This is a genomic window from uncultured Oceanisphaera sp., assembly GCF_947495715.1.
Taxonomy (GTDB): Bacteria; Pseudomonadota; Gammaproteobacteria; order Enterobacterales; family Aeromonadaceae; genus Oceanimonas; species Oceanimonas sediminis.
In genome coordinates this window covers 135,720-147,819 of the sequence record NZ_CANLZU010000004.1, presented here as the reverse complement: position 1 = coordinate 147,819, position 12,100 = coordinate 135,720, and the positions used below count along the sequence as shown (strand labels likewise).

Sequence of the window (12,100 nt, the reverse complement as noted above, 5' to 3'; positions counted from 1 at the left end):
TGACCGGCTATGACCTATTGCCGGACGGAAGCCCGCTGCATAGGCTATGGCAAAATAATTTGAAGAGGACAGAACCATGATGATCAGCGAACTGATTGACCAGGACGATTTTCGTGCCCAGCTACAGGCGTGGGGGATAGCCGAGGCGACACGGCTGACGCTGGCGGAGTGTACCGACCGGTTGAACGAGGCGCTGGCGGGATCGGAGCGGGCATTATGGCAGGAACGGCTGGCATCGCTGCTGGCCAGGCGGGAACTGCTGCATCCCGAGGTACAGAGAGTATTACTGGCATGTCTCACGGATTGATATCCGGTCTCACTGGCCGGATGCCTGTTCTGGTGATACTGACTCGTACGTCACGAGTCGGTTCCTCATCATTAGTAATACCAATCTAAGTAAAAATATGATCTAGTTTAAACTGAATACTCGAGGAAACAGAGTCACCTCCCGCGACACGCCGTAAACCCATCCATGGGGGCTCGGAAAATGCCATCCCTGGCATTTCACGGTCGTGGGAGCCGATCTCTGTTGCCTCTCCTTAAGCCCCGAGTTGTCTGCAGGACGCTCCCACAGGCGACGCCGCAGCAGAGGGGCGGATGAAGGGTTCAACTCTACCGACCATCACATGACAGGACGTCATGTGCTGAGCGTCGCAGGGATGCGGTTCAGCGTGTCGGTGGAGTCGACCCTTCGTTCGACCTTTTCGGGGCAGCCAAACAGCTCAGTGAGTTTTACAGATTGGTATAATCACATTGCAAGTATAAAAAGGGGCGCCTTCGGCGCCCCAGAAATGACGACTCCACCATAAATAGAGCTCAGACGAAGCCTAGCAGCCGCGGCAGAAACAGCGATACTTCCGGCACAAAGGTCGTGATGATCATCACCGGCAGGGCAACAAACGCCATCAGCGCGAGGGCGGGCTTGACCGTTTTGTGAATCGACACCTTGCCAATGCGGCACGCCATATACAGAATCGGCGCCACCGGCGGGCTGTTCGCGCCAATCACCACCGAGCAGGCCACGATTGAGGCAAAATGTACCGGATGAATGCCGGTATCCACCATCAATGGCAGAAACAGCGGCGCCACCACCACGGTGACCGACACGTCGTCCATGATCATGCCGGCGAGGATCAGAAACAGATTCACCGCAATCAGGATCAGCAGGGGATTCTCGATCAGGGTGCTGACCAGCACGGTCAGGTCCTGCGGAATCCGCTCCGACGCCAGAATACGGCCAATCATGAAACTGAACAGCAGGATCAGGATCACGGTGCCGGTGGTTTCCGCCGCCGCCACCACACTGCGGGCGAAGCTTCTGAAATTCAGGTCACGGTAGATGAAGAAGCCGATCAACATCGCCGAGAAGGCGGCCACCGCCGCCGCTTCGGTTGGTGTGAACACGCCGCCGTAAATGCCGCCGAGAATGATGATCGGCAGCGACAGGGCCGGAAATGCCTTGATCGCCGCCCTGCCCTTGCCCGGCAGTTGGTCGAGACCATCGCCGGCCGCACTGCTCAGCTCGTGAAAGAAGCGCCCGGCGCCGAAACGATTGATGGCGATCAACCCCAGAATAAGCAGAATGGCGGGCCCCACCGAGGCGGCAAAACAGGCGGCGACCGACTGGCGTGTGACCACCGCGAACAGGATCATGGTAATCGACGGCGGGATAAGGATGCCGAGCAACGACGAGATCCCGAGCAGCGCCGCCGAGTAACTGCGCGGGTAGCCGCGTTTTTCCAGCGGATCGATCATGATGGTGCCGATAGACGCGACGGCGGCGGTAGCCGTACCGGCGATGGCACCGAAGATGCCCGAGGCCATGATCATCGACGCCCCCATACCGCCACGGCGCTTGCCGATCATCACCTCGATGAAGTCGACCAGTCGACGGGCAATGCCGCCGCTTTGCATCAGGTAGCCGGTAAGCACGAACAGCGGCAGAGCAATCAGAATCACCGAGTCCACCGAGCGGTAGCCCTGCAACATCAGCGTATTCAGGTTGGCATCATAAATGTAAACCAGGTATGCCAGCACGCCGGCAAACGACCAGGCCACTGGTACGCCGACGATCATCAGCAGCAACAGTAGCCCGATAGCCATAAAACCTTCCATGTCAGTACTCCCCTTCCTTGAGCTGCCGGGCGCCGGACCCCGAATGCACAATGCCGGTAACGGCACAGAGCAGATCACGCAGCGAATAACAGCTACAGCCCACGGCCGCCAGCATGATCGAAGCCTGTGGCAGCCAGAGCGGTATCCCCATGCCGGGAGTCGACTGCGGACGTTTCAGCCCCCAGGCCAGCATGCGGTACGCCAGCACCACAAAGAACAGACAAATCACGAAGGTGATCAGAGAGACCAGCGCCTTGTGCATCAACTTGAGTCGATGATCCGAAATCTGCAGCTCGACGAAATCCACGACAAGGTGCTCGTTGTGACGGCTGGCGATCAGCGCGCCGAGCATGTAGAGCCACATCCCGAACAGCATGATCAGCTCCAGCAGTCCGACGATGGACCAGCCAAACACATAGCGCGCCAGTACCAGAAACAGCATCAGCCCGACCACCAGCATACTGGACATGAAAGCGGCCGCTTCCAGTAACCACCCGATACGGCGATCCAGCGTGTAAAAGACTCTACCGATCATCTTTTTCAGCCTCTGAGCAGACCGGCCCGCAATGCGGGCCGGTCATGTTGAAACGATATGCCTGTCCGCTTAGAGCGGAGAGGCGTTGCTGCGAATGGTGTCCATGATCTCGGAACCGATCTCCTTGTCCATCATGGGCCAGACCTGCTCGCGGGCCGCCTTGGCAAATTCGCGCAGCTGCTCGGTACTCGGCTCGAAATACTTCATGCCGGCTTCCTGGGCTTTTTTGATGTAGTGCTCATCCTGCTCCCTGGCGGCCTTGAACTGCTCGTTCATGATCTCGATGGCCGCTTCGCTGACCACCTTCTGCTGCGCTTCGGTCATGCTTTCCCAGACCTCCTGATTCATCGACAGTATACCGGTCATGAAAAAGTGTTTGGTCTGCACGAAATAGTCGAGGGAGTCACGGAAGTACTCGTAGTCCCAGTAGATCACATTGCCGGCCTCACCATCGACGACGCCGGTCTGCAGCGCGGTATAGACTTCGCCCCAGTCGATGGCGGCGGTCTGGTAACCCAGCGCCTGCATGGTCTGGGGTGCCGGAAACACGGTCATGGTGCGCACCTTGAGACCGTCTGCGTCGGCGATATTCAACGCATACTTGCCGCGCGACCCCACGCCGTTGAACCCTTCCGGCCAGGGTCCGAAGAACTTCAGGCCGATATCCTGGTAAACACCGCCCAGCATGTTGTTGACCCAGCCGCCCGGGCTGTAGGCCTTGAGCGCTTCATCCCAGGACAGGGTCATGTAGGGGGTGTAAATCACGCCAATCCGCTTGTCGTAAGAGGTCATCGGCCAGTTCAGCATCACGTCCACGTCGCCGGCCACATGCAGATCAAATACCTCCTGCTGACCGCCCAGTTCATTCTGGTAGTAGACGCGGGCTTCGATGTCGCCGCCGGATTTCTGCTCGATCAGCTCGCCCCATTTTTTCAGGGCGTCGCCGGCCGGCGAGCCCTGAGTACCGGAGTCGGTTGCCAGTTTCAGGGTAAGAGCCTGGGCACTGGTACTGAACAGACAGGCGGCAGTGATGGCGGAAGCCAGCAAGGTTTTAACATTACGTTTGATGGTTTTCACTTGGTTACCTTCCCTTGGTGGTGCTGCGTGAGACGAATGCGCTCGATAGCGAACACAGACGATGCAAATCCATTTTCAACTCGCAAACGGTAATGATCATAAGAAAGCAGAGGCACTTTCAGGACCATCTTCCGTCTCGGCTGCGGTGTATATCCATGCTATAGCTGCGTGAATATCTCATCATCGCGATAGCGACAAAAAAACGGGGAAATACGGTTTAATTGCGTCATGCCCGGAATGGCTTGTCTGATTAAGGCATCACTGGCAGCGTACTATTGCCGGGTGGAAGCGGGTTACACGGGAATGACCACGGAAAAAGCGCAGAAATGACAAGGGGGAGCCGATGGCTCCCCCCCCCCTTTGAGTCAGCCTTACTCGGACAACTCGACGGCCAGGGTCTGACTGCCGGCGTGACCGGTGGCGTGGCCGATAAAGGTATCCGCATACCAGTCGACGAAGTTCACCACCCCGAATTCATAGGTCGCCGAATAAGGGCCGGGCTCGTAGGCCATGGAGTTGATGCCCCGCTGGTTTTCTTCGGCCAGGGTTCTGTCCTGGGCATTGGTGGCATCCCATACCCGGCGCAGTTTTTCGACGTCGTAGTCGACGCCTTCCACCGCATCCTTGTGCACCACCCACTTGGTGATCACCTTGGTCTTTTGCGGGCCAAGAGGCACCACCTGAAAGGTGACCAGATGATCGCTCTGGCCATGGTTCCAGGAATTGGGCAGGTGCAGAATACGCAGCGAGCCCAGCTCCCGGTTCTTGACCCGACCCAGGGTCTTCTCGCAGGCATGGCTGCCGTCTATGGTCATGGCCACCTTGCCTTCGGCCAGCGGCATGCGCACCATGCGGTTGCGCAGTCCGAACGACACATGGTGATGGGGAATCTTCTCCGCATCCCACTGCTCGCCCATACGCGCCACATGGGCCTTGAAGGCGTCGGTGGCACGAGGATCCGTGGTGTCGTCAAATTCCAGCAGGGTATTGAGCAACTCGGGATGAGAGCCGTTGCAGTGGTAACACTCGCGGTTGTTCTCGAGCACCAGCTTCCAGTTGGCGTCCTCGACGATTTCGGACTGTACCGCCACCTTGGCATTTTCCAGATCGTAGGGTTCGAGGTAACGCTCCAGCTCCGCCAGAAAGTCATCTATCTCGGGCGGGTTGTCGGCCAGGCTGATGAAGATATAACCACCCGCGGTTTTGGTGTGCACCTGCTTCAGCGGAAACTCGGCCTTGTTGAAGTTCTCGCCCATGTCATTGCCGGCATACAGCAGCTTGCCATCCAGTTCGTAGGTCCACTGGTGGTAAGGGCAGACCAGCTTGGCGACCTTGCCTTTCTTCGAGGTACAGAGACGGGAACCCCGGTGGCGGCAGACATTGTGAAACGCCTGAACCCCCTGCTTGTTGCGCACTATGGTAATGGGATTGTTACCCACCTCCAGGGTGATGAAATTACCTTCCTTGGGGATCTCGCAGGTCAGGCCGACATAGAGCCATTCCTTGCCGTAGATCTGCTCCATGTCGGCAGCAAAGACGTCGGGACTATTGTAAAACGCCTGCGGGAGTGAATAGCCGGGACGACGCTGCTGCAACATCTGCACTGCATCACCCAGGCCGGGGGCTGTGCCTAACAATGCGGTGTTGATCTGCTCCATGTGTGCTGCTTCCTTTGCTGTTGAGATTGAGCCGTGTGTCCCTGCCACCAGAGCCGGAACCTTGACCTCATTGTCACCAAGGTCATGCCGAGCCGGTTGTCTGAAAACGACCCGTCTGCAGATGATTTCCGACCTCCCCTCTCCCGCCCCGTCCAATAGATACCTGCTCATGATCAAAAGCGGGGCTGGCAGATAACTGCATGTCGTTTTTGAGCAACCGCCAACGGCCAAAGTGCACAAGAATGCCGTTATTAAGGACAATCAGAAATTGGCTCCCTAGCCCAGACGGAGAACGGCGATGAATCAGGATTTTATCTCACCCATCAATACCCAGACGTGGAGCAACGGGCGCCATCCGGTACGATGTGTCCGGGTCATACAGGAAACCTGGGACGTCAGAACCTTCTGCTTTACCGCAGAAAGCCCCCTGCTGTTCTTCTTCAAGCCCGGTCAGTTCGTTACCCTGGAGCTGGAAATCGCAGGGCAGACGGTGATGCGCAGCTACACCATTGCCTCTTCTCCTTCCGTGCCCTACAGCTTCTCCATTACCGTCAAACGGGTGCCCGGCGGCGAGGTCTCCAACTGGCTGCACGACAACCTGAATGAAGGAGATGCGCTGGCGGTGCATGGTCCGGTCGGCAACTTCAACTGCATCGACTTTCCCAACGACAAGGTGCTGCTGCTCTCCGGCGGCGTCGGCATCACCCCGGTGATGTCCATGGCCCGCTGGTGGTTCGACACCAATGCCGACGTGGACATCCACTTCGTGCACAGTGCCCGCACGCCCAAGGATCTGGTGTTCTACCGGGAGCTGCAGCACATGGACTCCCGGCTGAACAACATCCACCTCAGCCTGATCTGTGAGCGTACCGACATCGGCGAAACCTGGAGCGGCTTCAAGGGTTATCTGAACGGCTCCATGCTCGCCCTGATCGCCCCGGACTACATGGAGCGGGAAATCTTCTGCTGCGGCCCCAACCCCTATATGCGGGCGGTGCGCACCCTGCTTCAGAACAGCGGCTTCCCGATGGAGCACTACCACGAGGAAAGCTTCGGTGCGACGCCGGTAGAGGTGGCCGAAGGCGTTGAAGAGCAGGCCCGGGATGCGGTCGAGCTGGCCGAGGAGCTGGAGCGTACCGAAGACCGGCTGACGGTGTCTTTCCAGGACAGCGATCTGCAGGTAGAGATAATGCCGGGCGAAACCCTGCACAGCGCCGCCGCCCAGGTGGGCCTGCACATTCCCAAGGCCTGCGGCATGGGCATTTGCGGCACCTGCAAGGTGCAGGTGGTGAAAGGCGAGGTCACCATGGAGCACAACGGTGGCATCACCGATGAAGACATCGCCGACGGTTATGTACTGAGCTGCTGCAGCGTGCCCCAGGGCAATGTGGAAGTGGCGTTCTGACCCGGCTTTGACGGGCACCTTGAGTTATTGAGTTTGCATGTGAATAAATGAAGGTCGGTCCACTTTGCCGGTCTGGGCGGTATGCCCAGACCGGCTTTTTTATGGGCCATGATCGGTGGCCATACTCGATGCCTTGTATTCGAGGCTCCTTGTAGCCGCCGCTTCAGCTGGCGGATCAACGCACGCCAAAGATAAAGCAGCCCTCGGTTTTCTGAAGCTCCCGACGTGATTTGTATTGCCCGGCTTCGTCGGGCCTGCCGACTGAAGTTGCTGCGAGGTAACGGAGGATAAAAGACTGGCGCAGCTGCATCCATACTGCATAAAAAAAGGGCGCCTGTCAGACAGGCGCCCCGTGTTTCAAGGTTCGTTCGGGTTACGCGAAAACTTACCGATTGCCCTCCTGATGACCGGTTTCAAGATAGTCCAGCTGCTCGCGGGTAAAGGCATAGAACTTCTGCTGCCAGTCGGACAGCGCATTGGCGTTCGTGCCCAGCACCTGCACCGCCGTTACCTTGTATTCCGGGCAGTTGGTGGCCCAGTCGGAATTGTCGGTGGTGATCACGTTGGCGCCGCTGTGCGGGAAGTGGAAGGTGGTATACACCACGCCCGGCTGCATGCGCTTGCTCAACCTGGCCTTCAGCACCGTATTGCCGGTGCGGCTGGCGATGGTCACCGGCTGGCCGTCCGCAATCTGCCGCAACTCGGCGTCATGCGGATGGATTTCCAGCACGTCCTCGCTGTGCCAGACGTTATTGTCGGTGCGCCGGGTCTGGGCACCCACGTTGTACTGGCTGAGGATACGCCCCGTGGTCAGCAGCAAGGGGTAGCTTTCCGATACCTTCTCGGTGGTGGGAATGAACTCGGTCACCACCATGCGCCCCAGGCCGATGGGGAAGCTGTCGCCGTGCATGATGGGCATGCCGTCGGGATGCTCGTCGTTGCAGGGCCACTGTATGCTGCCCAGCTCTTCCAGCTTGTCATAGCTGACATGGGCAAACGAGGGCGTCAGGCCGGCAATTTCATCCATGATCTCGGAAGGATGCTGGTAATGCATGGAGTAGCCGAGGGCATTGGCCAGCGCCATGGTCACTTCCCAGTCTTCCTTGCCCGCCAGCGGCGGCATCACCTTGCGCACCCGGTTGATACGGCGCTCGGCGTTGGTGAAGGTGCCGTTTTTCTCCAGAAAGGTGGAGCCGGGCAGGATCACATGGGCGAACTTGGCGGTCTCGTTGAGGAAGAGATCCTGCACGATCAGCAGCTCCAGCGAGCGCAGCGCCGCCTCCACATGATGGGTGTTGGGATCCGACTGGGCGATGTCCTCCCCCTGCACATACATGGCCTTGAATTCGCCGGCAATGGCGGCATCGAACATGTGCGGAATGCGCAGCCCCGGCTCGGCATCCAGGCTGACGCCCCAGGTTGCCTCGAACCGGTGGCGGATCTGATCGTTGTTGACCGGCTGATAGCCCGGCAGCTCGTGGGGGAAGGAGCCCATGTCGCAGGAACCCTGCACGTTGTTCTGGCCCCGCAACGGGTTGACCCCGACTCCGGGCCGGCCGATGTTGCCGGTGGCCATGGCCAGATTGGCGATGCCCATGACCATGGTCGAACCCTGGCTGTGCTCGGTCACGCCCAAACCGTAATAGATGGCGCCGTTGCCGGCGGTGGCGTACTGGCGCGCGGCCCGACGGATGGTCTCGGCCGGTACGCCGATCACGTCCGCCATCAGCTCGGGAGTATGACGCGGCTCGGCAACAAAGGCGCGCCAGGCGCGGTACTCTTCCGGGTCGCAGCGCTCGGTCACGAAGGCTTCGTCTTCCAGCCCTTCGGTGACGATGACGTGGGCCAGGGCGTTGATCAGGGCCACGTTGGTGCCGGGGCGGATTGGCAGATGAATGCCTTCACCCGCATGGGGCGTGTCCAGCAAATCGATTTCACGCGGGTCGGCCACGATCAGGCTGGCGCCTTCGCGCAGGCGTTTGCGCATCATGGAGCCGAACACCGGGTGGGCGTCGGTGGGGTTGGCCCCGATGACCATGATGCAATCGGCTTCCATCACCGAATCGAAGTCCTGGGTACCCGCCGACTCGCCCAGGGTCATCTTCAGGCCATAGCCGGTGGGGCTGTGGCAGACCCGGGCGCAGGTGTCGGTGTTGTTGTTGCCCAGCGCCGCGCGGATCAGCTTCTGCACCAGATAGGTTTCTTCGTTGGTACAGCGGGACGAGGTGATGCCGCCCACGCTCTTGCGACCGTGCTTTTCCTGCACCTCACGCAAACGGCGGGCGGCAAAGTCGATGGCCTCCTCCCAGCTGACTTCGTTCCAGGGTTCGTCGATGGACGCCCGTATCATCGGCTTGGTCAGCCGGTCCTTGTGGGTGGCGTAGCCGAAGGCGAAGCGGCCCTTGACGCAGGAATGACCATGGTTGGCGCTGCCGCCCTTCCAGGGGGTCATGCGGATCACCTTGTCGCCTTTCATTTCCGCCTTGAACGAGCAGCCCACGCCACAGTAGGCACAGGTGGTAATTACGCTGTGCTCGGGCTGGCCCTGATCGATCACCGATTTTTCCATCAGGGTCGAGGTCGGGCAGGCCTGCACACAGGCGCCGCAGGACACACAGTCCGATTCGACGAAACTGGTGTTCTTGCCGGCAGACACCTTGGAGTCGAAGCCCCGGCCTTCGATGGTCAGGGCGAAGGTGCCCTGCACCTCGCCACAGGCCCGCACGCAACGAGAGCAGGCGATGCACTTGCTGGGGTCGAAGCTGAAATAGGGGTTGCTCTCGTCCTTGACCGCATCCAGATGATTTTCGCCGTCGAAGCCGTAGCGCACTTCGCGCAGACCCACGGCGCCCGCCATATCCTGCAGCTCGCAGTCACCGTTGGCCGGGCAGGTCAGGCAGTCGAGGGGGTGATCGGAGATATACAGCTCCATCACGTTGCGGCGCAGTTTGGCCAGGGCCCGGGTCTGGCTGCGCACCACCATGCCCGGCTCGACCGGCGTGGTACAGGAGGCGGGATAACCGCGCCGCCCTTCGATTTCCACCGTGCACAGCCGGCAGGAGCCAAAGGCTTCCATGTTGTCGGTGGCGCACAGCTTGGGAATATTGATGTCGGCCCGGGCCGCCGCGTGCATCACCGAAGTGCCTTCGGGTACCGTGATCTCGACACCGTCGATGTTCAGGGTGATCAGGTTTTCCGACAGCCGGGCCGGCGTCCCGTAATCCTTCTCGGGATAAAAATGTTCAACCATCTTTTACGCCCCCTTCGAGTCGTTGAAATCTTCGGGAAAATACCGGAGTGCGCTCTTCACCGGAAACGGCGTCATGCCGCCCATGGCGCACAGGGAGCCGTGGATCATGGTGTCGCACAGGTCTTCCAGCAATTCGATATTGGCGGCTCTGTTGTCGCCCTCGATGATTTTGTCGATCACCTCGACGCCGCGTACCGAGCCAATCCGGCAGGGGGTACACTTGCCGCAGGACTCTTCGACACAGAATTCCATCGAGAACCGGGCCTGCTCGGCCATATTGACCGTGTCGTCGAACACCACCACGCCGCCGTGACCGAGCACGGCACCAATCTTGGTGAAAGACTCGTAATCCAGCAGCACATCAAACTGCTCCGGCGCCAGATAGGCACCCAGGGGGCCGCCGACCTGCACGGCGCGCACCGGTCGGCCGCTGAGGGTGCCGCCGCCGAAGTCATCAATCAGCTCGCGCAGACTCCGACCGAACGCCAGCTCCACCAAGCCGCCCCGTTCCAGGTTGCCGGCCAGCTGAAACGGCAGGGTGCCCTTGGAGCGTTCATAGCCGTAATTGGCATAATAGTCGGCGCCCTCACTGAGGATGGCGGGAATGGCGGCGAAGGTGAGCACGTTGTTGACCACGGTCGGCTGACCGAACAGCCCGACAATGGCCGGCAGCGGCGGCTTGGCACGGACCATGCCGCGCTTGCCTTCCAGGCTTTCCAGCAGCGAGGTTTCTTCGCCGCAGATGTAGGCGCCGGCGCCGAGCCGCACTTCCAGCTCGAAGCGACGGCCGCTGCCGGCCACATCAAGGCCCAGAATGCCGGCGGCATAGGCCCGCTCGATCGCCTGGTTCAACAACTCATTGGCCAGCGGGTATTCTTCCCGCAGATAGATGTAACCCTGGGTGGCGCCCACCGCCAGGCCGCTGATGATCATGCCCTCGATCAGCATATAGGGGTCGCATTCCATCACCATGCGGTCGGCAAAGGTGCCCGAGTCGCCCTCGTCCGCATTACAGACGATGTATTTCTGCGAGGCTTCGGTGTCCAGCACCGTCTGCCACTTGATACCGGTGGGAAAGGCCGCCCCGCCCCGGCCGCGCAGACCGGACGCTTTGACGCAATCGACCAACTGCTGGCTGGAACGGGTTATCGCCTTGTCCAGCCCCTTGAAGCCATCCAGCGCGCGATAGTCGTCCAGCGACACCGGACTCGTGATACCGATGCGGGAGAAGGTCACCCGTTGCTGATTTTTCAGATAGGGGAGCTGGTCGGTCAGGCCCAGGGCCAGCGGATGCTCGACCTGACCGCGCTCGAAGCCGGCGTCGAACAGGGAGGCCACGTCGTCCAGCTCGACCGGGCCGAAGGCATAGCGGCCGTCTGCGGTTTCCACCTCCACCAGCGGCTCCAGCCAGAACAGGCCCCGGGAGCCGTTGCGGATCAATTCGATATCCAGGCCACGTCGCTCGGCTTCGCGCCGGATCAGGGTCGCCACCTCGTCGGCGCCCAGCGACAGGGCCGTGGTTTCATAGGGAACATAAACTCGCAGCGTCATTATTTCAGCTCCAGTTTGAAGGTGGTCAGCTCGTCCACCAGCCGATCGAATTTGGCCGGGCTCATGCGGCCCTTGATCTTGTCCCCCACTCGAATGGAGGGACCGGTGGCGCAGTTGCCCAGGCAATAGACCGCCTTCAGGCTGATGTCCCGGTTCGGGGTGGTCTGGTCGAAGTCGATGCCCAGCTTTTCCCGCACATGGCGTTCAAACTCGCGACAGCCCTGGGCCTGACAGGCCTCGGCCCGGCAGATTTCAATCACGTGCTTGCCCGGCTTCTCGCTGCGAAAATAATGATAAAAACTGATCACCCCGTGCACATCGGCCGCGGTGCTGCGTAAATGGGTGGCTATCACCCCGATGGCGGCATCGGGAATATAGCCAAACTGGTCCTGAATACGATGCAGGATGGGCAACAGCGCGCCGGGTTTATGTTTTATCGACGTCACTATCGCTTCGATAGTGTCAAGAACGCCTGTTTGAGTCTCATCCATATCATCAACCTTGTAAAA

9 protein-coding genes are annotated in these 12,100 nt (G+C 59.9%); 2 read left to right on the top strand and 7 right to left on the bottom strand.

Translation table 11 applies throughout. The annotated features are described in order from the left end of the window. Positions 1–76 precede the first annotated feature (76 nt). On the top strand, positions 77–307 hold the full coding sequence (locus tag Q0753_RS04075; RefSeq protein ID WP_298717629.1) for a hypothetical protein: 231 nt from the start codon (positions 77–79) through the stop codon (positions 305–307). A 509-nt stretch (positions 308–816) separates the two neighbouring features. Here the strand turns inward: Q0753_RS04075 and Q0753_RS04070 are convergent. The 4 genes from Q0753_RS04070 to Q0753_RS04055 all read right to left on the bottom strand — a co-directional run bounded on the left by Q0753_RS04070 (position 817) and on the right by Q0753_RS04055 (position 5,385). Further along, on the bottom strand, positions 817–2,103 hold the full coding sequence (locus Q0753_RS04070) for a TRAP transporter large permease (protein WP_298717626.1): 1,287 nt from the start codon (positions 2,101–2,103) through the stop codon (positions 817–819). 13 nt (positions 2,104–2,116) lie between these two features. Then, positions 2,117–2,650 carry a TRAP transporter small permease gene (locus Q0753_RS04065; protein ID WP_298717623.1) on the bottom strand — a complete coding sequence of 178 codons (534 nt, stop codon included), beginning with the start codon at positions 2,648–2,650 and terminating at the stop codon, positions 2,117–2,119. A 69-nt stretch (positions 2,651–2,719) separates the two neighbouring features. Next, positions 2,720–3,727 (bottom strand): TRAP transporter substrate-binding protein DctP, encoded by a 1,008-nt coding sequence (gene dctP / locus Q0753_RS04060; protein WP_298717620.1) that lies wholly within the window; start codon positions 3,725–3,727, stop codon positions 2,720–2,722. Positions 3,728–4,098: 371 nt separating this feature from the next. Further along, the gene (locus Q0753_RS04055; protein ID WP_298717617.1) at positions 4,099–5,385 is read right to left on the bottom strand and encodes an aromatic ring-hydroxylating dioxygenase subunit alpha; all 1,287 of its coding nucleotides are present in this window, start codon (positions 5,383–5,385) and stop codon (positions 4,099–4,101) included. A 298-nt stretch (positions 5,386–5,683) separates the two neighbouring features. Between Q0753_RS04055 and Q0753_RS04050 the strand changes: the two genes are divergently transcribed. Then, the gene (locus Q0753_RS04050; RefSeq protein WP_298717614.1) at positions 5,684–6,790 is read left to right on the top strand and encodes a hybrid-cluster NAD(P)-dependent oxidoreductase; all 1,107 of its coding nucleotides are present in this window, start codon (positions 5,684–5,686) and stop codon (positions 6,788–6,790) included. A 385-nt stretch (positions 6,791–7,175) separates the two neighbouring features. Here the strand turns inward: Q0753_RS04050 and fdhF are convergent, their stop codons facing one another. From fdhF to Q0753_RS04035, 3 genes are read right to left on the bottom strand one after another with little or no spacing between them, the layout of a single operon-like run. Further along, positions 7,176–10,040 (bottom strand): formate dehydrogenase subunit alpha, encoded by a 2,865-nt coding sequence (fdhF, locus tag Q0753_RS04045; protein WP_298717611.1) that lies wholly within the window; start codon positions 10,038–10,040, stop codon positions 7,176–7,178. Between the two features lie 3 nt (positions 10,041–10,043). Next, on the bottom strand, positions 10,044–11,591 hold the full coding sequence (locus tag Q0753_RS04040) for an NADH-quinone oxidoreductase subunit NuoF (RefSeq protein WP_298717608.1): 1,548 nt from the start codon (positions 11,589–11,591) through the stop codon (positions 10,044–10,046). After that, positions 11,591–12,082: a formate dehydrogenase subunit gamma gene (locus Q0753_RS04035; protein WP_298717602.1), complete on the bottom strand. Its 492-nt coding sequence runs from the start codon at positions 12,080–12,082 to the stop codon at positions 11,591–11,593. Before Q0753_RS04035 ends, Q0753_RS04040 begins: the two co-directional genes overlap by 1 nt. Positions 12,083–12,100 lie beyond the last annotated feature (18 nt).

Excerpts from the sequence above, each read along its gene's own strand:
- Q0753_RS04050 (WP_298717614.1), top strand. The coding sequence starts at position 5,684 with ATGAATCAGGATTTTATCTCACCCATCAATACCCAGACGTGGAGCAAC.
- Q0753_RS04065 (WP_298717623.1), bottom strand. The coding sequence starts at position 2,650 with ATGATCGGTAGAGTCTTTTACACGCTGGATCGCCGTATCGGGTGGTTA.
- Q0753_RS04040 (WP_298717608.1), bottom strand. The coding sequence starts at position 11,591 with ATGACGCTGCGAGTTTATGTTCCCTATGAAACCACGGCCCTGTCGCTG.
- Q0753_RS04070 (WP_298717626.1), bottom strand. The coding sequence starts at position 2,103 with ATGGCTATCGGGCTACTGTTGCTGCTGATGATCGTCGGCGTACCAGTG.
- Q0753_RS04055 (WP_298717617.1), bottom strand. The coding sequence starts at position 5,385 with ATGGAGCAGATCAACACCGCATTGTTAGGCACAGCCCCCGGCCTGGGT.
- fdhF (WP_298717611.1), bottom strand. The coding sequence starts at position 10,040 with ATGGTTGAACATTTTTATCCCGAGAAGGATTACGGGACGCCGGCCCGG.
- Q0753_RS04075 (WP_298717629.1), top strand. The coding sequence starts at position 77 with ATGATGATCAGCGAACTGATTGACCAGGACGATTTTCGTGCCCAGCTA.
- Q0753_RS04035 (WP_298717602.1), bottom strand. The coding sequence starts at position 12,082 with ATGGATGAGACTCAAACAGGCGTTCTTGACACTATCGAAGCGATAGTG.